This is a genomic window from Clavibacter sp. GW821-FHT01D01, from assembly GCF_059422605.1.
This window is the reverse complement of record NZ_JBWKXC010000006.1, coordinates 64,071-85,684: the sequence shown is the minus strand read 5'-3', so window position 1 is coordinate 85,684 and position 21,614 is coordinate 64,071. Positions and strand designations below refer to the sequence as shown.

Genomic DNA, 21,614 nt, shown 5'->3' with positions numbered 1-21,614 from the left:
CTGCACCGGGCCCGGAACCTCTGTGGTGGTCGGTCGGGCCTGTTCGAGAGTAAGCGACGGGCCCTCGTTTGTCATCCTGAGGGACCATATTGCTAACGAATCCGTAACGGCGGGCGTCATCCTCGGGGTGGATGCGCTACATAACCCCCGGTGGCACCGGCGTGGCGGCCGCGTGTGCCCAGTCCGGGGGTGGTCCGGTCGATCCTCCCCCTCGCGGGCCGCCGGCGGCGGCCCCAGCGGACCTCGTCAGCGCTCCATGAAGATGTGCCCGGCGACCTCGAGCGGCAGCTCGAGCCCGGGGCCCGCGCCGTCCACGCGCACGAGCACGTAGGCGCCCTCGCGGGAGAACGACCCGGTCGCCCCCGGCAGCACGCCGGCCTGCTTCAGCTGGGAGAGGAGCTCCGGGTCGAACTGCACCGGCTCGCCCAGGCGGCGGATCACGCCGCGGGCCGGAGCGTCCTCCGTCGTGCCGAGGGATGCCTCCACGATGCTCACGACGCCGGCCATGAAGGCCACCGCGGGCGAGTCGCCCAGCTCGTCGAGCCCGGGGATGGGGTTGCCGTACGGGGACTCGGTGGGGTGGCCGAGCAGGTCGAGGATCTTCCGCTCCACCTGCTCGCTCATCACGTGCTCCCAGCGGCAGGCCTCGTCGTGCACGAACTCCCACTCGAGGCCGATCACGTCGCTCAGCAGGCGCTCCGCCAGCCGGTGCTTGCGCATGACGTGGACGGCCTTGCTGCGCCCCTCGGGCGTGAGCTCCAGGTGCCGGTCGCCGCTCACGACGACGAGCCCGTCGCGCTCCATGCGGGCGACGGTCTGCGAGACGGTGGGGCCGGAGTGCCCGAGGCGCTCGGAGATGCGCGCCCGCAGCGGCACGATGGCCTCCTCCTCGAGGTCGAGGATGGTGCGGAGGTACATCTCCGTCGTGTCCACGAGATCAGTCATCGGGCCTCCCTTGCGCCAGGGACCAGCCTACTTCCCCGGGTGCGCGATGACCGGCCCCCGGCCCCGGATGCCCGCGGGCGCGGCGGGACGGTCCCCTAGCATTGCCGCATGCCGACCACGAAGATCCCCACCGAACTGCTGCCCCTCGACGGACGATTCGGCTGCGGCCCGTCCAAGGTCCGGCAGGCGCAGCTCGACCACCTCGCGCTCGCGGGCGCGCAGATCCTCGGCACCTCCCACCGGCAGGCGCCCGTCAAGGACATGGTCGGACGGGTGCGCGACGGTCTCTCCCGCCTCTTCCGCCTGCCCGACGGCTACGAGGTCGTGCTCGGCAACGGCGGGTCCACCGCCTTCTGGGACGCGGCGGCCTTCTCCCTCATCGAGCGCCGCAGCCAGAACCTCGTCTTCGGCGAGTTCGGCGGCAAGTTCGCCACCGCCGCGTCGGCGCCGTTCCTCGAGTCCCCCGACGTGATCCGCGCCGAGCCCGGCAGCCGCGCCGAGGCGGTCCCCGTGGAGGGCGTGGACGTGTACGCGTGGCCGCACAACGAGACCTCCACGGGCGTCATGGCCCCGGTCACCCGCGTGCACGGCGACGCGGGCGCGCTGACGGTCGTCGACGCGACGAGCGCGGCCGGCGGCATCGACTTCGACGCGGCCCAGGCCGACGTCTACTACTTCGCCCCGCAGAAGAACCTCGCGAGCGACGGCGGCGTGTGGCTCGCCCTCCTCTCCCCCGCCGCCCTCGAGCGGGTGGAGCGCATCGCGGCGTCCGGGCGCTGGATCCCGGAGTTCCTGAGCCTCAAGAACGCCGTCGACAACTCGCGGCTGAACCAGACGCTGAACACCCCCGCTCTCGCGACGCTCCTCATGCTCGAGGACCAGCTCGACTGGATCGACGGGGCCGGCGGGCTGGCGTGGGCCGACGCCCGCACGCGGGAGTCCTCGTCCGTGCTCTACGAGTGGGCCGAGCGGGTGGACTACGCCCGCCCGTTCGTCGCGGATCCCGCGCACCGCTCGCAGGTCGTCGTCACGATCGACCTCGACGACGCGATCGACGCGGCGGGCGTGGCCAGGACCCTCCGCGCCAACGGCGTCGTCGACACCGAGCCCTACCGGAAGCTCGGACGCAACCAGCTGCGGGTCGCGACCTTCACGGCCATCGAGCCGGACGACGTGCGCGCCCTCGTGCGCTGCATCGAGTTCGTCGTGGAGCACGGCGCGGGCTGATCCCGACCCCGGAGACGACGACGGCGGCGGTCCCCTCGGGGGCCGCCGCCGTCGTCATGCGGGGTGCGGATCAGCGATCGGCGCCGTCGAAGCTCGTGTCGTCGTCGTCGTCGTCGTCGTCGTCGTCGTCGTCGTCGTCATCGTCGGCGTCGTCGTCGTCGTCGGCGTCGTCGTCGTCGTCGTCATCGTCGGCGTCGTCGTCGTCGTCGGCGTCGTCGTCGTCTTCGCCCTCCGCCGGGGCAGCCTCGAAGTCGACGCCGTCCAGCACGTCGTCCGCGTCCTCGGCATCCTCCGCGGCGTCGTCGTCGTCCTCGTCGTCATCGTCGTCGTCCTCGTCGTCCGCGGACTCGGCCGCGACGCGCTCGGCCTCCTGCTCGGCCTCGACACCGGCGAGGCGAGCGGACCACGGAAGCCACTCGGGTGACAGCAGCGCGCCCTCGCCGGGCATGAGCTCGACCTCGAGCACGGTGGGAGCGGCGTCCTCGACGCGCGCGAGCGTGACCGTCCAGTACCACCCGGGATACCCGGGCATGGTGTTCGCGAAGAGGAGCGAGAGCACGCGGTCCCCCTCGACGATCGACCCGGCGGGCTCGCCGACCGCGTCATCGGGCGTGATCTCCCGGAGCGCCGCCCGAGCGAGGTCGACGGCCGCGAGCAGCTCCGCGTCGGCCACGGGCGGCTCGCCGGCCGCGCCCTCCGGCTCGTCAGCCGGGACGGGCGTCGCCGGCGAGGGGACGGCCTCATCAGCGGGCGGCACATCCGCGGCGGTCGCGTGGTCGGCCGTCGCGTCGTCGGTCGCTCCGTCGGCGGCAGTCACGTCGTCGGTCGCCGCGTCGTCGGCAGTCACGTCGTCGGTCACCGCGTCGGCGGCCACCACGTCGTGGGCAGTCGCGTCATCGATCGTCGCCTCGTCGTCCCGGCGCTCAGGCATCGAGCTCCTCCGCGACCCGGCGCAGCATCGCCGCGATCTTCCGGCCGTGCGCGTCATCCGGGTACCGGCCGCGCTTGAGGTTCGTGCCGATGCCGTCGAGGACCTTCACGAGGTCCTCGACGATGACGGCCATGTCGTCGGCGGGCTTGCGGGACATGCGGACGAGCGAGGGCGGGGCGTCGAGGATCCGGGCGGACAGGGCCTGCGCGCCGCGCTTGCCGTCCGCGATGCCGAACTCGAGCCGCGTACCGGCCTTGACCCCGGCGACTCCCGACGGCAGGGCGGACGCGTGCAGGAAGACCTCCTGGCCGTCGTCCGAGCTGATGAACCCGAACCCCTTGTCCTCGTCGTAGAACTTGACCTTGCCGGTGGGCATGCGATCCTCTTCCTCCGCCCCGGGCGGGGCTCCATGTGCGGGTGAACGCACCAGTCTATTCGTCCGCGGCCCCCGGACCCGGGTGGCGCGGGGCCCGGTCCCGCGCGCACGGCCGCCCGCCGGGCCTGCGCGCGCGACGCGCCCGGGCGCGAGCCACGGCGTAGTCTGGGCGGATGGCATCCGACACCGCACCGAGCGAGGGACGGGCCGAGCGCATCCTCGCCTACATGCTGGCCGGCATCCTGCTCATCGCCGTGCTCAGCATCGTCGCGATCCTGCTGGCCCCGCTCATCGCCGTCGACGCGTCGCAGTACAGCACGCCGGTGTGGCAGGTCATCCTCCTGCTCCCGGCAGTGGGCATCCCCCTCGCCGCGCTCCTCTTCATCGCGATCCTCGTCATCAGCGTCCGTCGCCGCCGCCGCATGGACGGCACGTCCCGCTAGCGGGACGACCATGTCCGACGCCCTGGTGCTCGCGTCGCGGCTGCGCGCCCTCGACGACGCGGCCCTCGCCGACCTCGTCCGCGACCGCGGCATCGAGGCGACGCGCATCGCGGACGTCTTCGACCTCGCCGACGCGCTGCTCGGACCCGACGCCGTCGCGTCCGCGCTCGAGCAGCTCGACCGCACCGCGCTCGCCGTCCTCGCCGTCGCCTCCGCGGACGGCGCGGCCACCCACCCGGTCCCCCTCCCCGCCCTCCGCGCGTCGCTCGCCCGGCGCTCCGGGGAGGACCCGGTCGACGCACGGGCGCTCGCGGATGCGGCGGCACGGGCCGCCGCCACGCTCCTCGCGGACCTCGACGACGACGGCATCGCGACGCATCCGGAGGTCGCCGCCGCGCTCGCCTCCTGGCCCGCCGCCGGCCTCCCGGGGGTCGACGAGCTCGCCCGCCTCGCCCCGCCCGCTCCCCTCGCGGCCGTCCCGCGCGTCGACGCCGACGAGGTCGACCGCCACGCGGGCGAGAGCGCGTTCGGCTCCGTGGTCGCCGTCGCGGCCCTCGTGGACGAGCTCATGCGGGAGCCCGCCCGCGAGCTCAGCCGCGGCGGCATGTCCCTGCCCGACGCGCGCCGTCTCGCCGCCGCCGTCGGCGCCGACCTCGACGACGTGCCCGTCGTCCTCTCCATCGCCGACCGCGCGGGACTGGTGGCCCGCACGGGCCGCACCTGGAACGCGACGGCGGAGTCCGCGTCCTGGTCCCCCCGACCGACCGCCGAGCGCTGGGAGGCGCTGGCCGCGTCGTGGCTCGACGCCCTGACGCCGGCGACGCGCGGCATCCTGTCCGAGCGCGCGGACACCTCGTGGGGCGCGGGTCTCGTCGACGGCGTCCTGTGGCGGTTCCCCGGCGGATCCGCCTGGATCGGCGAGCGCATCACGGCCTTCACGCGCGACGCCGGCCTCCTCGGCATCACCACGGGCGACGTCCCGAGTTCGGCCGGCCGGGCGCTGCTCACCTCGGGAGCGCGGGCGGCAGCCGCCGCCCTCGCCCCGCACCTGCCCGCCGAGGTCGACCGGGTGTACCTGCAGCACGACCTCACGGTGGTCTCACCGGGACCGCTGGATCCCGCCGTCGAGTCGCGCCTCCTCGCCGTCGCCGACGCGGAGGGCCGGGGGCTCGCGGCGAGCTACCGCGTCTCGGCCGCGTCCGTCACGCGCGCCCTCGCCGCGGGCGGCACCGTCGACGGCATCCGGGCGTTCCTCACGGGCATCTCGCTGACCGGCATCCCCCAGCCGCTCGACTACCTCCTCGACGAGACCGCCGCGCGCTTCGGGCGCCTGCGGGTACGGCCCGCCGCGCCCTCCGACACCGCGCCGGCGGGGACCCGCACCGCCGTCCTCTCGGATGACGCCGCGCTCCTCGCCACCCTCCTCGTCGACCGGGACCTGGCGCCGCTGCGGCTCGTGCGCGCGGGGGACGACGTGCTCACGTCGGCGGCGGCGCCGGACGCCGTCGAGCGCGCGCTCGCGGGAGCCCGCCTCGCTCCCGTCCGGGAGGACGCGGACGGCCGCCGCATCGCGCCCGAGGCGCGCACCTCACCGGCGACCGCCGTCGCCGCGGCCGAGCCCGAGCCCGACGCCGCCGACGCCCTGGTGGCGCGCGTCCGCGCCGCGGCCGGGCCCGGGGACGGCGCCGCGTGGACGGCCCGCCAGCTCGAGGTCGCGATCCGCGCCAAGGCCGTCCTCCGGGTCCGGGTCCGCATGCCAGACGGCCGCGAGGTGGACCACGTGCTCGAGCCCGCCAGCGTGGCCGGCGGTCGCCTCCGCGCCCGCGACCGCGTCGCCGACGTCGAGCGCACCCTCCCCCTCTCGAGCATCGTCTCGCTCGCGCCCGGGCCGACGGCCCCGTGAGCGCGCCTAAGCTGGCGGGCGTGTCCGACGGCCCCCTGATCGTCCAGAGCGACCGCACCGTCCTCCTGGAGGTCGCCCATGCGGACGCCGAGGACGCGCGTCACGACCTGGCCGTGTTCGCCGAGCTGGAGCGGGCGCCGGAGCACATCCACACGTACCGGATCACCCGGCTCGGCCTCTGGAACGCGCGCGCCGCCGGGCACACGGCCGAGGACATGCTCGCCACCCTCGAGCGCTACTCCCGCTTCCCCGTCCCCCAGTCGGTCTCGGTGGACGTCACCGACACGGTGGGCCGCTACGGCCGGCTCGTCATCGGCCGCGACGCCGAGGGGGAGCTCCAGATCTCCAGCACCGAGTCGGCGGTGCTGTCGGAGATCGCGAGCGCCCGCCGCATCGCCCCCCTGCTCACCGAGCGCATCGACGCGTCCACGTACCGCGTGCAGGCCTGGGCCCGCGGGCAGCTCAAGCAGGAGCTCGTGAAGATCGGCTGGCCAGCCGAGGACCTGGCCGGCTACACACCGGGCACGCCCCACGACATGTCGCTCGTCGAGGACGGCTGGACGCTGCGCGGCTACCAGACGGACGCGGTCGACCACTTCCTCGACGGCGGATCCGGCGTCGTCGTGCTCCCGTGCGGCGCCGGCAAGACGCTCGTCGGCGCCGCGGCCATGGCGAAGGCGAAGACCACGACGCTGATCCTCGTCACCAACACGGTGTCGGCCCGGCAGTGGCGCTCGGAGCTGCTGAAGCGCACCACGCTCACCGAGGACGAGATCGGAGAGTACTCGGGGCAGTCCCGCGAGGTGAAGCCCGTCACGATCGCGACCTACCAGATCCTCACCGCGAAGCGGAAGGGCGAGTACGCCCACCTCGCGCTGCTCGACGCGCTCGACTGGGGCCTCGTGGTCTACGACGAGGTGCACCTGCTGCCCGCCCCCGTGTTCAAGCTCACCGCCGACCTCCAGGCCAGGCGCCGCCTCGGCCTCACCGCGACGCTCGTGCGGGAGGACGGCCGCGAGGGCGACGTGTTCAGCCTCATCGGACCGAAGCGGTTCGACGCCCCCTGGAAGGAGATCGAGGCCCAGGGCTTCATCTCCCCCGCCGAGTGCTTCGAGGTGCGCATCGACCTGCCCGACGACCAGCGGCTCGTGTACGCGGCCGCGGCCGACGACGAGCGCTACCGCCTGGCCGCGACCGCCCCCGCGAAGCTCGACGTGACGCGCGCGCTCGTCGAGCGGCACCGGGGGGAGAGCATCCTCGTGATCGGCCAGTACCTCGAGCAGATCGACGAGCTGGCGGAGGCGCTCGGCGCCCCCAAGCTCACGGGAGCGACGCCCGTCGCCGAGCGGGAGCGGCTCTACCAGGCGTTCCGCGACGGCACGGACCGGGTCCTCGTCGTCAGCAAGGTCGCGAACTTCTCCGTCGACCTGCCGGACGCGACCGTCGCGATCCAGGTGTCGGGGTCGTTCGGCTCCCGACAGGAGGAGGCGCAGCGCCTCGGACGGCTCCTGCGCCCCGAGGCCTCGGGGCGGTCCGCGAGCTTCTACACGCTCGTCTCCCGCGACACGGTCGACCAGGACTTCGCGCAGAACCGGCAGCGGTTCCTGGCGGAGCAGGGGTACGCCTACACGATCCTCGACGCGGCCGGCATCGCGGGCGTCTCGGGGGCCGCGGCCGGCTGACCGCCGGTGCGCGGCGGCATGGGATCACGGACCTCACGCGACCACCATCCAGCCCGCTCCCAGCGAGCGCGCAGATACTTCTTCCCATGAGCGATGGCCCGAAGATCCTTATCGTCGATGACGAGCCCAACATCCGCGACCTGCTGACCACGAGCCTCCGGTTCGCCGGCTTCGCGGTCCGCGCCGTCGGCAACGGCGCCCAGGCCATCTCGGCCGTCCTCGAGGAGGAGCCCGACCTCATCATCCTCGACGTGATGCTGCCCGACATGAACGGCTTCGGCGTCACCAAGCGCCTCCGGGCGGCGGGCTACACGGCGCCCATCCTCTTCCTCACGGCGAAGGACGACACCGAGGACAAGATCACGGGCCTCACGGTCGGCGGCGACGACTACGTCACCAAGCCGTTCAGCCTCGACGAGATCGTCGCCCGCATCAAGGCCATCCTCCGCCGCACGATGCACGCTGACGAGGACGCGATCATCCGCGCCGGCGAGCTCACCATGGACCAGGACACGCACGAGGTCCTCGTCGGCGAGGAGCCCATCGAGCTGAGCCCCACCGAGTTCAAGCTCCTGCGGTACCTCATGCTCAACCCGAACCGCGTGCTCTCGAAGGCCCAGATCCTCGACCACGTGTGGGAGTACGACTTCAACGGCGACGCGGGCATCGTGGAGTCCTACATCTCCTACCTGCGCCGGAAGCTCGACCAGCACTCCTCGGAGCCGGTCATCCAGACCAAGCGCGGGTTCGGCTACATGCTGAAGGCCGCCAAGTCCTGACCCCGGGGCCGCGCGAGCGGACCCGCACCGCTGATCGGCCGGATGCCCCACGGGCACCCGGCCGATCGCACATCCGGCGTCGCATATCCTCGTGACGACACGGTCACGATGACGGGAACACGAGGTGCGGCCAGTGCACGACTACGTCTCGGAGAAGTGGAACAACGTCTCCCTCCGCACGAAGATCACGAGCGTCACGGTCCTCCTCCTGCTGCTGGGTCTCCTCGTCTCCGGCGCCGGCACCATGTACCTGCTCCGGCAGCAGATGGTCAACCAGATGGACGCGTCCCTCCGGGTCTCCATCACGCAGCTGCCCAAGGTGCTCGGCACCGAGCCCACCTCGCCCGACACCTTCACCCAGGACGACGTGAAGACGGCCGACCCGACGCTGTTCGTGGTCCTCCTCGACGCGCAGGGCGACGTCATCGCCGACAACTGGAACGGCGACTCCGCCGAGCACCCCCGCGTCTTCGGGCTCGACCTCGCCCGCGCCTCGCAGGTCAACAACGAGATCGTCGTCTTCTCCGACAACTCCGGGCAGAAGTCGTGGCACGGCATCGTCCGCGTCTCCCAGAACGCGTCCCCCGACGCCACCGAGTACTCCACGCTCGTCATCGCGCGCCCGCTCGAGGAGGTCGACGACCTCGTCGCGACCTACATCGTGATCTTCGCGAGCTTCGGCCTCGCGGTGGTCGTCCTCGGCGCGGCCGTCACGCGCATGCTGGTGACCAGCACGTTCGGCCCGCTCCGCGAGGTGGAGCGCACCGCCGCCGCCATCGCGGGCGGCGACTTCAGCCAGCGCCTCGGCGGCGCGACCCCGAACACCGAGGTGGGCCGTCTGAACCGCTCCCTCAACATGATGCTCAGCCGCATCGACCGCGCGTTCGCCGACCGCGCCAAGACCATCGACCAGATGCGGCGCTTCGTCGGCGACGCCAGCCACGAGCTCCGCACGCCGCTCGTCTCCGTCCGCGGCTACGCCGAGCTCTACCGGATGGGGGCGCTGCAGACGCCCGAGGACGTCACGCAGGCCATGGAGCGCATCGAGAAGGAGGCCATCCGCATGGGCGGCCTGGTGGAGGACCTCCTCGAGCTCGCCCGGCTCGACGAGACCAAGCCGCTGCAGCTGGCCCCCGTGGACCTCTATCCCATCGCCCGCGACGCGGCCCTCGATGCGATGGCCTCCTCGCAGACGCGCACGGTCACGGCGCTGCCGCCCGTCCTCGTGAACCCCGTGGGCCCGATCCTCGACGCCGACGGCCTGGAGCTCACGCAGGAGATGCCCCCGGAGTCGCTCCGCGGCACCGGCCCCGCAACGGGAAGCGACGTCACCGGCCCGATCGCCTTCGCCGGCGCCACGCTCTCCCGGCTGCGGGCGCGCCGCCTCCGCCGTCCCGGCGAGACGGCGACGGACGCCCTGGCCCCGATCCGCGCGGGCGACGGCGACGGCCCCGCGCCGACCGAGGGCTTCGCGATGGTCTCCGCGGAGGAGAACAAGATCCGCCAGGTCGTGACCAACCTCATCGGCAACGCGGTGCGCTTCACGCCCGCCGGCAGTCCGATCGAGCTCGCCACCGTCGTGGACGAGGCCGCCCGCGAGGCCCGCATCGAGGTGCGCGACCACGGCGACGGCGTGCCCCCGCAGATCCGCGAGAAGATCTTCCAGCGCTTCTGGCGCGCCGACACCTCGCGCACCCGCGAGACCGGCGGCAGCGGCCTGGGCCTCGCCATCGTGTCCGCCATCGTCGCCGCGCACCGCGGCCGGGTGGACGTCGTCGAGACGGAGGGCGGCGGTGCGACCTTCCGCGTGATCCTGCCGCTCCTCCCCAGCCCCGAGGCGCCCGCCGCCTCCACGCCGCAGGCCCCGACGCCGCCTGCGTCCTGATCGGGGCATAGCCTCCGCCCGTCCGTCGACGAGGAGGAGGAGACCCATGACGAGGTACCAGGTGGACAGCGAGGCCGTCCTGTCGGCCACCGCGGCCGTACAGGGGAGCATCGGACGCATCCAGGCGGAGGTGGCGACGCTGCACGGGCAGCTCGCCGATCTGCAGGGCTCGTGGTCCGGCAGCGCCGCGACCGCGTTCCAGGGCGTGGTGGCCGAGTGGAAGGGTACGCAGCAGCGCGTCGAGGAGGCGCTGGCCAGCATCAACCAGGCGCTCAGCGCCGCCGCCCGCCAGTACGCGGAGGTGGAGGAGGGCAACGCGCGGATGTTCGCGCACTAGCCGCTCCCGCGCTCCTGCCGGCAGCGCCGGTGACGGGACGCGGACGCAGCGCACGACGAAGCGGGCGGCCCCGGTGAGGGACCGCCCGCTTCGTCGTGCTGATGATGCTGATCGTGCTGGTGATTCCGGTCGTGCAGGTGGGCGGGGCGCTGGCGCCCCGCCCGGACGGACTAGAAGTCCATGCCACCCGTGGGGTCGCCGGCCGGGGCCGGGTTCTTCTCGGGCTTGTCGGCGACGACGGCCTCGGTCGTGAGGAACAGGCCCGCGATGGACGCGGCGTTCAGCAGAGCCGAGCGCGTGACCTTCACCGGGTCGTTGATGCCCGCGGCGAGCATGTCGACGTACTCGCCCGTGGCGGCGTTGAGGCCGTGACCCGAGGGGAGGTTGCGGACGCGCTCGGCCACGACGCCGGGCTCGAGGCCCGCGTTGAGGGCGATCTGCTTGAGCGGAGCGTCGACCGCGACGCGGACGATGTTCGCGCCCGTCGCCTCGTCGCCCTCGAGCTGGAGCTTCTCGAACGCGAGCTTGCCGGCCTGGATGAGCGCGACGCCACCACCGGCGACGATGCCCTCCTCGACGGCGGCCTTCGCGTTGCGGACGGCGTCCTCGATGCGGTGCTTGCGCTCCTTGAGCTCGACCTCGGTCGCCGCGCCGGCCTTGATGACCGCCACGCCGCCCGCGAGCTTCGCGAGGCGCTCCTGGAGCTTCTCGCGGTCGTAGTCGCTGTCGGTGTTCGAGATCTCGTTGCGGATCTGCTGCACGCGGGCCGCGATCTCGGTGGCGTCGCCGCCGCCGTCGACGATCGTGGTCTCGTCCTTGGTGATGACGACCTTGCGGGCCGTGCCGAGCAGGTCGAGGGTGACGTTCTCGAGCTTGAGGCCGACCTCCTCGGCGATGACCTGGCCACCCGAGAGGATGGCGATGTCCTGCAGCTGCGCCTTGCGGCGGTCGCCGAAGCCGGGGGCCTTGACGGCGACCGACTTGAAGATGCCGCGGATCTTGTTCACGACGAGCGTGGCCAGGGCCTCGCCGTCGACGTCCTCGGCGATGATGAGGAGCTGCTTGCCCGACTGGATGACCTTGTCGACGATCGGCAGCAGGTCCTTGATGTTCGAGATCTTCGAGTTGACGATCAGGATGTACGCGTCCTCGAACACGGCCTCCTGGCGCTCGGGGTCGGTCACGAAGTACTGCGACAGGTAGCCCTTGTCGAAGCGCATGCCCTCGGTGAGCTCGAGCTCGGTGCCGAAGGTGTTGGACTCCTCGACGGTGACGACGCCCTCCTTGCCGACCTTGTCGATCGCCTCGGCGATGATCGCGCCGATCGTGGAGTCGCCGGCGGAGATGGACGCGGTGGCGGCGATCTCCTCCTTGGTCTCGATCTCCTTCGCGGCGGCCTTGAGCTCCTCCGTGACGGCCGCGACGGCCTTCTCGATGCCGCGCTTGAGGCTGATGGGGTCGGCGCCCGCGGCGACGTTGCGGAGGCCCTCGCGGACCAGGGCCTGCGCGAGGACGGTCGCGGTGGTCGTGCCGTCGCCGGCGACGTCGTCGGTCTTCTTGGCGACCTCCTTGACGAGCTCCGCGCCAATCTTCTCGAACGGGTCGTCGAGCTCGATCTCCTTGGCGATGGAGACGCCGTCGTTCGTGATGGTGGGGGCGCCCCACTTCTTCTCCAGGACGACGTTGCGGCCACGCGGGCCGAGGGTCACGCGGACCGCGTCGGCCAGGATGTTCAGGCCGCGCTCGAGGCCGCGGCGGGCTTCTTCGTCAAAAGCGATGATCTTAGCCATGTGTATCTCTCGTCCCTCCCGGACGTCAGGAAAAAGGCAGTCGTCTAGCACTCCCCGTGAGGGAGTGCCAGGGACGATTCTGGCACTCGCCCTACGGGAGTGCAAGCGAGCCGCCCACAGGCGGAGGCGGTCCCCGGGAACGGCGCGACGCCGCCGCCCGGTCGGGCGGCGGCGTCGTCGTGGCGGGGATGCCGCTAGGCGGTCGTGACGTTCTCGGCCTGCAGGCCCTTGGACCCCTGCCCGATCTCGAAGGCGACGCGCTGCCCCTCCTCCAGGACCTTGTAGCCCGACATCTCGATCGCCGAGTAGTGGACGAAGACGTCCTGCGCGGCAGGGCCGCCCTCGACGGCGTCCACGGTGATGAACCCGAACCCCTTCTCCCCGTTGAACCACTTCACGGTGCCGTTGGCCATGTGCTTCTCCATGTGCGACTGCGCGGTGTCGGGGGCGCGGTGCCGCCACCCCCGGGTCGGCCGCGGGGCCCTGCATCGACCCCGCGCCACGCCCTCGGGACGGACGGCGCGCAGCACCTGGTACGCGACGGGCGTGCGACCAGGCAGCACGATAGCCACGGACCGACGACGCCCGTCGGGTTCCTCCACGGGTGCGGAGGAGTCCGCCGAGAAGCGCGTCCTGCGGCGCGAGGTGGGCGGGGCCGGGCCCGGGTCAGCCGAGGGCCGCGTAGTCCGAGCCGAGCACGGCGGTGAGCCGGGCGGCCTGCGCGGCGGCGGTGCCCTCCGGCGGCCGGAACTGGTCGGACTGCTGGACGTCGCCCACGCCCAGCTCGGCGACGAGCCCCCGGGCGGCGCCCTCGTCGGCGGCGTCGTAGTAGTAGACCGTCGTCGTCGTGATGTCGCTGGTGCTCGCGTTGACCCGCGATCCGATGGCCCAGCCGGCCGCCTCGAGCGCCGTCGCGGCGCGGGCGGAGAGGCCCGATGTCCGCGTCCCGTTGAGCACGGTCACGACCATGCCGGGGACGGCGGTGGCCGCGGCGGTGGGCGCCTCGGTGGGCGTCGCCTCCTCGGAGGAGCCCCCGCTCGGGATGATGTCGGTGAAGGACACGCGGTCGTCGATGACGAAGAGGCCCACGACGCCGGCGCCCACGAGCAGGCCCGTCGCCAGGGCGGCCCAGCCGAAGGCCCGCAGGCGATGGCGGCGGGGGCGCGGTGCGCGGTGCGCGCCGACGCGGCTCAGGTCGCCGGGGACCTCGTCGAAGCGGTCGGGAGCGTGGGAGGGCATGGCGGTCTCGTGTCTCCTCGGTGGGGCGCGGGGTCAGCGCGCGGACGGGCGGTTCGGGAGACCGGTGGGCAGGGCGCGTGCCGCGCGCGCGGCGGCGCGGGACTCTCGGAGGCGCAGGAGGCGCCCGACGAGCAGGGGGTCGTAGGCGAGCGCCTGGCGGGTCTCCAGCAGGGACCCGAGCAGCTGGTAGTAGCGCGTGGCCGAGAGGCCGAAGGCCTGGCGGATCGCCTCCTCCTTCGCACCGGCATGACGCGTCCAGTCGCGCTCGAAGTCGAGCACCGCACGACCCCGCTCGTCGAGCTCCGGGGCGGTGCGACGGTCGGCCGCGGGGGCGCTCGCGGGGCGGTCCTCACGCTGGTCCACGGCGTGCTCCTTCCCCGACATCCCCCACATACTAGGTCCGCGCCCCTGGGCGTCCCGCGCAGCTCCACGGGGTGTCCGCGGGCCGCCAGGCAGCATCCGCCACCCGCCTCTGCCCGCCGTGGACCCGGCCGTGCGTTCCCCGCATGAAGGAATCCACGGGGTCCGCGGACGGTTGACCCCGGAGGCGCGCTGGGACGCCGCCCATAGGATCGACCCGCGAGAAAGGACCCGCACATGGCCTACGAGATCGAGAAGACCGACGACGAGTGGCGTCAGGAGCTCTCCCCCGAGGAGTACGCGGTGCTGCGCCAGCAGGCCACCGAGCGGCCCTGGACCGGCGAGCTGCTGGACGAGGAGCGCACCGGCGTCTACGGGTGCAAGGCCTGCGGAGCGGAGCTCTTCACGAGCGACACGAAGTTCGACTCGCACTGCGGATGGCCCAGCTTCTACGCCCCCAAGGAGAGCGACGCGGTCAAGCTGTACACCGACACGAGCCTCGGCATGAAGCGCGTCGAGGTCGTCTGCGCACGCTGCGGGTCCCACCTCGGGCACGTGTTCGACGACGCCCCGCAGACCCCCACCGGCGACCGGTTCTGCATGAACTCGGTCTCCATGTCGTTCCGCACGGCGGAGTGAGCGAGGTGCCGCGGCATCGGGCGGGCGGCGACGCCGCCGTGCCCGGTCCCGGCACCGCGTCGTCCGGCGGCCCCGTCCTCGCGGCGCTCCGCGGGCGGCGGTCCCGGTCCTCCGTCGGCGACGCCGCCCCGACGCACGTGGCGCTGGTACCGCTCGTCGAGGCGGCATCCCGTCTCGCGGACCACGGCGGCATGCGCCCGTGGCGGATCATCGAGATCCGCGGCGGCGCGCGGGAGCGCCTCGGTGCGGCCATGGACGAGGCGGCCGGCGACCCCGGATCGGGCAAGCACCGCAAGAAGACCCACCGCGCGAGCCTCCTCATCGCGGTCGTCGCCTGCCGCACACCGAGCCGCAAGGTGCCGGACTGGGAGCAGGAGGCGGTCGCCGCCGGCGTCGCCCACGCCCTCACGCTGCTGCTCGAGGAGCAGGGCTGGGGCGTCTTCTGGCGGACGGGCTCCCTGACGCGCAGCGCCGCCGTCCGCCGCATGCACGGACTCGCCGACGGGGAGGAGCTCCTCGGCTGGCTCTACGTCGGCGACGTGGAGCCCGACGCCAAGGGCCCGCGCTCGACCGTCGACGGCGAGCGGATGATCACGATCCTCGACTGAGCTCCGGGCACCCCGCCCCCGGGTGCTCGCGTCCCTCCGAGCCGGCCACGGGACTCGAACCCGTAACCGCCGCATTACAAGTGCGGTGCGCTACCAATTGCGCCAGGCCGGCCGACCGCCCTCGCGGGCCGTCACTCCATCATACGAGCCGGGCTACGGCGCGGTGGTGGGCGTCGCGGTGGGCTGCGGCGTGGTCGTCGGGGTGGGGGTGGCGTCCTGGCCCGCGGCCTGGAGGACGAAGGCGGCGAACGCCTTCGCGTCATCCGGCTGACCCGTGTACTGGCGCTCGCCGACGACGATGACCGGCGCGCCGACGACCTCGTCGACGTTGGAGTCCGGGATGTCGCCGTCGAGGACGCGGTCCGTCGCGGCGTTGACCCACGACTGGAAGCGCTGGTCGGAGATGCAGTCGGCTACGTCCGAGGAGTCGGCGCCGGCGTCCGCGGCGAGCTGCACGATGCGCTCGTCGCTGAGCCCCGTGCTCTGCTCGGCCGGCTGCTCCGCGAAGAGCGCCGAGTTGAAGGCCCAGAAGTCGTCCGGCGCGGAGTCGGCGACGCATGCCGCGGCGTTCGCCGCGCGCATGGAGTACGCCTGCGACTTGCTGGTGAGGATGGCGACCGGGTGGATCTCCACGGTCGCGGCCCCCGACTGAAGCCAACCCTCCATCTGCGCGCCGTTCGTGTCCTGGAACTCCTTGCACGCGGTGCAGAGGTAGTCGACGTAGACGCGGATGTGCGCGGCGCCGGCGGCCTCGGACTCGGTGGGCACGGGGTCCTGCTCGGGGTCGAGCGCCTGCGTCGACGCCGCGGCCAGGTCCTTCCCGATGACGATCCCGTCGCTGGCCATGTTCTGCGGCCCCGGACCCGCGGGCCGAGCGCCCTGCACGACGATGAGGCCGACGACGACGACCACGGCGACGAGGGCCACGGCGATGCCGCCGCGGACGAGCCCGCGGGCCGCCACGTCGCGGCGACGCTGCTTCATGCGGTTGAGGCGCGCCTTCTCGCGCGCCGCCTCGCGGCGTCGTCGATGACCGCCGTGCGGTTCGTGCGCGGGCGGCGTGCTGGTCATGGGTCCTCGCTCCGGGGATGGGGGAGTCGGCTGCAGGCGGGCTCCCGGACGACCTCAGGACTCTAGGCGGCCATTCTGGGAAAGCGCCAACGCGGCGGGCGCGGGTACGGCGCCGCAGCCGACGATACAGGTCGCGGCCAGGTGGTCCCCAGGCGAGGAATAGCCGTCGATCCGCATCAGCGCGCGCTTCCCGACTCCCCTCCCCCGTGCAATACTCATCGGGTGGCCGCCGTCGCCCACAGCGATGAGCCATGAGCATCACATCCATCACCACGGATCGTCGGGCACGTACCTGCCCGTGAAGGAGAACACCGAAATGGCATCTGTAACTTTCGACAAGGCCACGCGCCTCTACCCGGGCTCCACGCGCCCGGCGGTGGACGGCATCGACCTCGAGGTCGCCGACGGCGAGTTCCTCGTCCTCGTCGGCCCGTCCGGCTGCGGCAAGTCGACCACCCTCCGCATGCTCGCGGGCCTCGAGGAGGTCAACGACGGCAACATCTTCATCGGCGACCGCAACGTCACGGACGTGCCGCCGAAGGACCGCGACATCGCGATGGTGTTCCAGAACTACGCGCTGTACCCCCACATGACCGTCGCCGAGAACATGGGCTTCGCACTCAAGATCGCGGGCGTCGGCAAGGACGAGCGCGCCACCCGGGTCCTCGAGGCGGCCAAGCTCCTCGACCTCGAGCCCTACCTCAGCCGAAAGCCCAAGGCCCTCTCCGGCGGCCAGCGCCAGCGCGTCGCCATGGGCCGCGCCATCGTGCGCCAGCCCCAGGTGTTCCTCATGGACGAGCCGCTGTCGAACCTCGACGCCAAGCTCCGCGTCCAGACCCGCACGCAGATCGCGTCGCTCCAGCGCCGCCTCGGCGTCACCACGGTCTACGTGACCCACGACCAGACCGAGGCGCTCACCATGGGCGACCGCATCGCGGTCCTCAAGGACGGCGTCCTCCAGCAGGTCGGCACGCCCCGCGACCTGTACGAGAAGCCGCAGAACGTCTTCGTGGCCGGCTTCATCGGCTCGCCCGCGATGAACCTCTTCACCGCGAACGTCGTCGACGGCGGCGTGCAGTTCGGCTCCGCCGTGGTGCCCGTCGAGCGCGACGTGCTCACGAACGCGACCGGCGGCTCGGTCACCATCGGCGTCCGTCCCGAGGACGTCGTCGTCTCCACGTCGCAGGGCCAGGGCCTGTCGGTCACGGTCGACCTCGTCGAGGAGCTCGGCGCGGACGGCTACCTCTACGGCCACACCGACATCGAGGGCAAGCGCACCGACCTCGTCGCGCGCGTCGACGGCCGCCTGCACCCCAACGCCGGCGACACCGTCTTCATCACCCCGCAGCCGGGCCACCTCCACGCCTTCGACGCCGAGAGCGGCCTCCGCCTCAACGCGCCGGTCGCCGCGAGCTGATCCCCAACACCTGACGACCGCTGCCGCGGTCCCCACGCTCCCGCGGGAGCACGGGGGCCGCGGCAGCTGCGTTTCCCCGGTCGGGTAGGGTCGCACCATGTCCGGATCACTGAACATCACCTCGGCGACGGTCGATCCGGCGCTCCTCGACCTCCCCTGGCAGCTGCCGCTCGACGAGTGGCCCTCCTCCGCGATCGCCACCCTGCCCAAGGGCATCTCCCGGCACCTCGTGCGCTTCGCCAACCTCTCGGGCTACGTCATCGCCATCAAGGAGACGACGGACGAGATGGCGCGCGGCGAGTACGACATGCTGCGGACGCTCCAGCGCCTCGAGATCCCGTGCGTGGAGCCGGTCGCCGTCATCATGAACCGGACCGACGAGGACGGCGACGCCCTCAAGTCGGTCCTCGTCACCCGGCACCTGAAGTTCTCGCTCCCCTACCGGGCGCTCTTCTCCCAGCAGCTGCGACCCGACACCGCCACGCGCCTCGTCGACGCCCTCGCCGTGCTCCTGGTGCGGCTGCACATGATCGGGTTCTTCTGGGGCGACGTGTCGCTCTCGAACACGCTCTTCCGCCGCGACGCGGGCGCCTTCGCCGCCTACCTCGTGGACGCGGAGACCGGCAAGCTCTTCAACGGCGGCCTCTCCAACGGCCAGCGCGAGAACGACCTCGAGATCGCCCGCGTGAACATCGCCGGCGAGCTCATGGACCTCGAGGCGGGCGGACGCATCGAGGAGGGGCTCGACCCCGTCGAGACGAGCACGCGGATCGTCGCCCAGTACCGCACGCTCTGGAAGGAGCTCACGGGCCGCGAGGAGTTCCCCACCTCCGAGCGCTGGCGCATCAACGAGCGCGTCGACCGCCTGAACGACCTCGGCTTCGACATCGAGGAGCTCGCGATCCGCACCACCGCCGAGGGCTCGCAGGTGCGCATCCAGCCGAAGGTCGTGGACGCCGGGCACCACCAGCGCCGGCTGCTCCGGCTCACGGGCGTCGACGCCCAGGAGAACCAGGCGCGGCGCCTGCTCAACGACCTCGACTCCTACACGGCGACCTTCGACAAGCAGGACCTCGACGAGGAGATGGTCGCGCACGAGTGGCTCGCGCGCGTGTTCGAGCCGGTCGTCCGGGCGATCCCCCGCGACCTGCGCGGCAAGCTCGAGCCCGCCGAGGTGTTCCACCAGCTGCTCGAGCACCGCTGGTACATGTCGCAGAAGCTCAACCGGGACATCCCGCTCGCCGAGGCCGTGACCGCGTACGTGCAGGACATCCTGCGCCACCGCCGCGACGAGGCGACCGTCATCGACCCGCCGACCGAGTCGATCGGCGTCATCGAGGACGAGTCCGACGTGCCCATCACCGAGGCCGAGGCCGCGGAGGACTGGCGCACGAAGGTCTGACGTCCGGCGGGAGCCGCACCTTGACGACGAGCCGGGACCCTCGGGCCCCGGCTCGTCGTCGTGGTGGGACTACTTCCGGCGGGAGGCCGCGCGCAGCTTGCCGATCTCGTACAGCGTGACGCTCGCCGCGATGCCCGCGTTCAGGGACTCCGTGGAGGCGCCGATCGGGATCGAGACGATCGTGTCGCACGTCTCGGTGACGAGGCGCGACAGGCCCTTGCCCTCGGATCCGACGACCACCACGATCGGGCGGTCGGCGAGCGTGAACTCGTGGAGCGACATGTCGCCGCCGCCGTCGAGGCCGACGACGAAGACGCCGCGCTGCTTGAGGGCCTTGAGGGTCTGCGTGAGGTTCGAGGCCATGGCGACGGGCGTACGCGCCGCGGCGCCCGCGGAGGTCTTCCACGCGGAGGCGGTGAGGCCGACCGAGCGGCGCTGCGGCACGATGACGCCGTGCCCGCCGAACGCGGCGACCGAGCGGATGATCGCACCCAGGTTCCGCGGGTCGGTGATGCCGTCGAGGGCCACCATGAGCGGCACCTGGCCGCGGGAGATCGTCTTCTCCAGCAGCTCGAGCGCGTCCGCGTACTCGTACGGCGGCACCTTGAGCGCGAGGCCCTGGTGGACGGCGTCGTGGCCGGCGATGCGGTCGAGCTCCGGGCGCATGACCTCGAGGACGGGGATCCCGCGCCCGGTGGCGAGCGACAGCACCTCCTTGACGCGGTCGTCGTACTCGATGCGCGAGGCGATGTAGAGCGCGGTCGCGGGGATCTTCGCGCGGAGCGCCTCGACGACGGAGTTGCGACCGGTGACGACCTCGGACTCGTCCTGCTGCTTGGCGCGGCGGGCGCGCGGGGCGTCCGCGCCCGCGGGCCGGTCGGTGGCCCGGGCGCGCGGCGGGGCCGAGCGCTCGGCCCGCTCGTCGCGCCCGCGGTTGGCGCCCGCGGACGCGGCCTCGTACCGGTCCTTGGCGAGCTTGCGCTTGCCGGCGGGGTGGTACGGCCGGTCCTCGGCCTTGGGCGTGGGCTTCTTGCCCTCCAGCGCCTGCCGGCCCTGCCCGCCCGACCCCTTCAGCGGGCCCTTCTTGGTCTTCCGTACCGCGCCTGAGCGGCTGGGCTTATTCGCCATCGATGCTCCAATGCGACCCGCCAGGCGAGTCCTCTATCGTGATGCCGGCCTCGGCCAGCTCCTGTCTGATGCGGTCGGCGAGGGCGAAGTCCCTGGCCTCCCGCGCGGTCTGCCGTTCGGCGATCCGCTGCTCGACGAGCGCCTGCAGCGCACGGCGCGCGGGCTGGTCGGAGGCGGTGCGCCACTCGTCGGAGAGCGGGTCGATCCCGAGGACCGCCACCATCGCGGAGACGTCGGCCCGCAGCGACGCCGCCTCCAGGAGGTCGCCCGCGTCGAGGGCGGCGTTGCCCGCGCGGACGGCGTCGTGCAGCACGGCGAGCGCCTGCGGGACGCTCAGGTCGTCGTCCATCGCCTCGGCGAACTCCGCGGGGACCGCGGCGGGTGCCGCGCCCTCCGATGCGGGTGCCGCCTGGAACCGGGTCCCGGCCAGCCGGCGCGCGCTGCGGTCGAGGAACGTCTCGATGCGGTCGAACGCGGCCTCGGCCTCGGCGAGCGCTCCGTCGTGGAACTCCAGGGTGGAGCGGTAGTGCGCGGATCCGAGGAAGTAGCGGACGACCACGGGGCGGGCCGCGGCGAGGAGGTCGGCGGCGAAGAGCGAGTTCCCGAGCGACTTGCTCATCTTCTGCCCGGCGACCGCGACGAGGCCGTTGTGCAGCCAGTAGCGCGCGAAGGGGTCGCCCGCGGCCTGCGACTGCGCGAGCTCGTTCTCGTGGTGCGGGAAGCGGAGGTCGAGGCCGCCGCCGTGGATGTCGAACTCGGCGCCGAGGTAGCGCGTCGCCATCGCGGAGCACTCGATGTGCCATCCGGGCCGTCCGGCACCCCATGGGGAGGGCCAGGACGCGCTCGCGGGCTCGCCGGGCTTGGCGCCCTTCCAGAGGGCGAAGTCCCGCACGTCGCGCTTGGCCCGCGGGTCGGCGTCGGCGGCGGCCTCCATGTCGGCCGCGCGCTGGCGCGTGAGCTCGCCGTACCCGGGCCAGGAGGCGGTGTCGAAGTAGACGTCGCCGGATCCGTCGTCGGCGGCGTAGGCGTGGCCGCGCTCCACGAGGCGGGCGATGATGGCCTGCATCTCGCCGATGCTCGCGGTGGCCCGGGGCTCGTAGCTGGGCGGGAGGATCCCGAGGGCGGCGTACGCGCGCGAGAACTCGAGCTCCACGCGGTAGGCGAGCGCCCACCACTGCTCCGTGCCGCCCGCCTCCTGGCCGCGCCGGGCGTTGTCGATGACCTTGTCGTCGATGTCGGTGACGTTGCGCACGAGCGTGACGTCGAGGCCCCGGTGCGTGAGCCAGCGCCGGAGCTGGTCGTACGCGAGCGCGGAGCGGAGGTGGCCGATGTGGGGCGCCGACTGCACGGTGGGACCGCAGACGTAGATCCCGACCCGGCCGTCGACGAGCGGCACGAAGTCCCGCAGGGACTGCGTCCGGGAGTCATGGAGGCGCAGGGTCACAGACAGAT

At 72.8% G+C, this 21,614-nt stretch carries 21 protein-coding genes and 1 tRNA gene; 11 read left to right on the top strand and 11 right to left on the bottom strand.

From position 1 onward, the window contains the following. Positions 1–246 precede the first annotated feature (246 nt). On the bottom strand, positions 247–945 hold the full coding sequence (locus AC07VC_RS09785) for an iron-dependent transcriptional repressor DtxR (RefSeq protein WP_094116498.1): 699 nt from the start codon (positions 943–945) through the stop codon (positions 247–249). A gap of 108 nt (positions 946–1,053) precedes the next feature. Between AC07VC_RS09785 and serC the strand changes: the two genes are divergently transcribed. Then, on the top strand, positions 1,054–2,172 hold the full coding sequence (serC, locus tag AC07VC_RS09780) for a phosphoserine transaminase (protein WP_494676489.1): 1,119 nt from the start codon (positions 1,054–1,056) through the stop codon (positions 2,170–2,172). Between the two features lie 70 nt (positions 2,173–2,242). On the opposite strand, the gene AC07VC_RS09775 is transcribed toward serC, so the two are convergent. Both AC07VC_RS09775 and AC07VC_RS09770 read right to left on the bottom strand, forming a co-directional pair. Beyond that, on the bottom strand, positions 2,243–3,103 hold the full coding sequence (locus tag AC07VC_RS09775; RefSeq protein WP_494724460.1) for a DUF3027 domain-containing protein: 861 nt from the start codon (positions 3,101–3,103) through the stop codon (positions 2,243–2,245). Continuing rightward, positions 3,096–3,479 carry a cold-shock protein gene (locus tag AC07VC_RS09770; RefSeq protein ID WP_317230410.1) on the bottom strand — a complete coding sequence of 128 codons (384 nt, stop codon included), beginning with the start codon at positions 3,477–3,479 and terminating at the stop codon, positions 3,096–3,098. Before AC07VC_RS09770 ends, AC07VC_RS09775 begins: the two co-directional genes overlap by 8 nt. 173 nt (positions 3,480–3,652) lie before the next feature. Between AC07VC_RS09770 and AC07VC_RS09765 the strand changes: the two genes are divergently transcribed. The 6 genes from AC07VC_RS09765 (at position 3,653) to AC07VC_RS09740 (ending at position 10,508) form a co-directional block, all read left to right on the top strand. Beyond that, positions 3,653–3,922 (top strand): hypothetical protein, encoded by a 270-nt coding sequence (locus tag AC07VC_RS09765; protein ID WP_317230409.1) that lies wholly within the window; start codon positions 3,653–3,655, stop codon positions 3,920–3,922. A 10-nt stretch (positions 3,923–3,932) separates the two neighbouring features. Then, a complete protein-coding gene (locus AC07VC_RS09760) occupies positions 3,933–5,825 on the top strand; it encodes a helicase-associated domain-containing protein (protein WP_494676491.1) in 1,893 nt (630 codons plus the stop codon). A gap of 20 nt (positions 5,826–5,845) precedes the next feature. After that, entirely contained in the window at positions 5,846–7,507 is a 1,662-nt protein-coding gene (locus AC07VC_RS09755; protein ID WP_317229753.1) for a DNA repair helicase XPB, read from the top strand. A gap of 86 nt (positions 7,508–7,593) precedes the next feature. Continuing rightward, complete coding sequence (locus tag AC07VC_RS09750) at positions 7,594–8,286, top strand: response regulator transcription factor (RefSeq protein WP_012039163.1); 693 nt, start codon at positions 7,594–7,596, stop codon at positions 8,284–8,286. 124 nt (positions 8,287–8,410) lie between these two features. Beyond that, entirely contained in the window at positions 8,411–10,171 is a 1,761-nt protein-coding gene (locus AC07VC_RS09745) for a sensor histidine kinase (RefSeq protein WP_317229752.1), read from the top strand. Between the two features lie 46 nt (positions 10,172–10,217). After that, complete coding sequence (locus AC07VC_RS09740; protein WP_094116504.1) at positions 10,218–10,508, top strand: WXG100 family type VII secretion target; 291 nt, start codon at positions 10,218–10,220, stop codon at positions 10,506–10,508. 170 nt (positions 10,509–10,678) lie between these two features. Here the strand turns inward: AC07VC_RS09740 and groL are convergent, their stop codons facing one another. From groL to AC07VC_RS09720, 4 genes are all read right to left on the bottom strand, one after another. Next, a complete protein-coding gene (gene groL, locus AC07VC_RS09735) occupies positions 10,679–12,298 on the bottom strand; it encodes a chaperonin GroEL (RefSeq protein ID WP_191147357.1) in 1,620 nt (539 codons plus the stop codon). Positions 12,299–12,492: 194 nt separating this feature from the next. Then, entirely contained in the window at positions 12,493–12,711 is a 219-nt protein-coding gene (locus AC07VC_RS09730; protein WP_317229751.1) for a cold-shock protein, read from the bottom strand. Positions 12,712–12,964: 253 nt separating this feature from the next. After that, complete coding sequence (locus tag AC07VC_RS09725) at positions 12,965–13,537, bottom strand: LytR C-terminal domain-containing protein (RefSeq protein ID WP_317229750.1); 573 nt, start codon at positions 13,535–13,537, stop codon at positions 12,965–12,967. A 33-nt stretch (positions 13,538–13,570) separates the two neighbouring features. Continuing rightward, complete coding sequence (locus AC07VC_RS09720; protein ID WP_494676492.1) at positions 13,571–13,900, bottom strand: DUF3263 domain-containing protein; 330 nt, start codon at positions 13,898–13,900, stop codon at positions 13,571–13,573. Between the two features lie 234 nt (positions 13,901–14,134). Between AC07VC_RS09720 and msrB the strand changes: the two genes are divergently transcribed. Further along, entirely contained in the window at positions 14,135–14,536 is a 402-nt protein-coding gene (msrB, locus tag AC07VC_RS09715; RefSeq protein WP_012039170.1) for a peptide-methionine (R)-S-oxide reductase MsrB, read from the top strand. A gap of 5 nt (positions 14,537–14,541) precedes the next feature. After that, positions 14,542–15,144 (top strand): nitroreductase family protein, encoded by a 603-nt coding sequence (locus AC07VC_RS09710; RefSeq protein ID WP_494676588.1) that lies wholly within the window; start codon positions 14,542–14,544, stop codon positions 15,142–15,144. Positions 15,145–15,183: 39 nt separating this feature from the next. Here the strand turns inward: AC07VC_RS09710 and AC07VC_RS09705 are convergent. Both AC07VC_RS09705 and AC07VC_RS09700 read right to left on the bottom strand, forming a co-directional pair. Continuing rightward, a tRNA-Thr gene (locus tag AC07VC_RS09705) sits at positions 15,184–15,256 on the bottom strand. Between the two features lie 41 nt (positions 15,257–15,297). After that, positions 15,298–16,215 (bottom strand): DsbA family protein, encoded by a 918-nt coding sequence (locus tag AC07VC_RS09700; RefSeq protein WP_317229748.1) that lies wholly within the window; start codon positions 16,213–16,215, stop codon positions 15,298–15,300. Between the two features lie 316 nt (positions 16,216–16,531). Between AC07VC_RS09700 and AC07VC_RS09695 the strand changes: the two genes are divergently transcribed. Together AC07VC_RS09695 and AC07VC_RS09690 are read left to right on the top strand one after the other, a co-directional pair. Continuing rightward, positions 16,532–17,632, top strand: coding sequence for an ABC transporter ATP-binding protein (locus AC07VC_RS09695; protein WP_317229747.1), 1,101 nt, complete (start codon positions 16,532–16,534; stop codon positions 17,630–17,632). Between the two features lie 97 nt (positions 17,633–17,729). Continuing rightward, a complete protein-coding gene (locus tag AC07VC_RS09690; RefSeq protein ID WP_094116508.1) occupies positions 17,730–19,034 on the top strand; it encodes a DUF4032 domain-containing protein in 1,305 nt (434 codons plus the stop codon). 69 nt (positions 19,035–19,103) lie between these two features. Here the strand turns inward: AC07VC_RS09690 and rlmB are convergent, their stop codons facing one another. Continuing rightward, on the bottom strand, positions 19,104–20,162 hold the full coding sequence (rlmB, locus tag AC07VC_RS09685; protein ID WP_494676493.1) for a 23S rRNA (guanosine(2251)-2'-O)-methyltransferase RlmB: 1,059 nt from the start codon (positions 20,160–20,162) through the stop codon (positions 19,104–19,106). Continuing rightward, complete coding sequence (gene cysS, locus AC07VC_RS09680; RefSeq protein ID WP_494676494.1) at positions 20,152–21,606, bottom strand: cysteine--tRNA ligase; 1,455 nt, start codon at positions 21,604–21,606, stop codon at positions 20,152–20,154. The genes rlmB and cysS overlap by 11 nt, the downstream gene beginning before the upstream one ends. Positions 21,607–21,614 lie beyond the last annotated feature (8 nt).

Coding starts and splice junctions, on each gene's coding strand:
- AC07VC_RS09785 (WP_094116498.1), bottom strand. CDS start 945: ATGACTGATCTCGTGGACACGACGGAGATGTACCTCCGCACCATCCTC.
- serC (WP_494676489.1), top strand. CDS start 1,054: ATGCCGACCACGAAGATCCCCACCGAACTGCTGCCCCTCGACGGACGA.
- AC07VC_RS09775 (WP_494724460.1), bottom strand. CDS start 3,103: ATGCCTGAGCGCCGGGACGACGAGGCGACGATCGATGACGCGACTGCC.
- AC07VC_RS09770 (WP_317230410.1), bottom strand. CDS start 3,479: ATGCCCACCGGCAAGGTCAAGTTCTACGACGAGGACAAGGGGTTCGGG.
- AC07VC_RS09765 (WP_317230409.1), top strand. CDS start 3,653: ATGGCATCCGACACCGCACCGAGCGAGGGACGGGCCGAGCGCATCCTC.
- AC07VC_RS09760 (WP_494676491.1), top strand. CDS start 3,933: ATGTCCGACGCCCTGGTGCTCGCGTCGCGGCTGCGCGCCCTCGACGAC.
- AC07VC_RS09750 (WP_012039163.1), top strand. CDS start 7,594: ATGAGCGATGGCCCGAAGATCCTTATCGTCGATGACGAGCCCAACATC.
- AC07VC_RS09740 (WP_094116504.1), top strand. CDS start 10,218: ATGACGAGGTACCAGGTGGACAGCGAGGCCGTCCTGTCGGCCACCGCG.
- groL (WP_191147357.1), bottom strand. CDS start 12,298: ATGGCTAAGATCATCGCTTTTGACGAAGAAGCCCGCCGCGGCCTCGAG.
- AC07VC_RS09730 (WP_317229751.1), bottom strand. CDS start 12,711: ATGGCCAACGGCACCGTGAAGTGGTTCAACGGGGAGAAGGGGTTCGGG.
- AC07VC_RS09725 (WP_317229750.1), bottom strand. CDS start 13,537: ATGCCCTCCCACGCTCCCGACCGCTTCGACGAGGTCCCCGGCGACCTG.
- msrB (WP_012039170.1), top strand. CDS start 14,135: ATGGCCTACGAGATCGAGAAGACCGACGACGAGTGGCGTCAGGAGCTC.
- AC07VC_RS09700 (WP_317229748.1), bottom strand. CDS start 16,215: ATGACCAGCACGCCGCCCGCGCACGAACCGCACGGCGGTCATCGACGA.
- AC07VC_RS09695 (WP_317229747.1), top strand. CDS start 16,532: ATGGCATCTGTAACTTTCGACAAGGCCACGCGCCTCTACCCGGGCTCC.
- AC07VC_RS09690 (WP_094116508.1), top strand. CDS start 17,730: ATGTCCGGATCACTGAACATCACCTCGGCGACGGTCGATCCGGCGCTC.
- rlmB (WP_494676493.1), bottom strand. CDS start 20,162: ATGGCGAATAAGCCCAGCCGCTCAGGCGCGGTACGGAAGACCAAGAAG.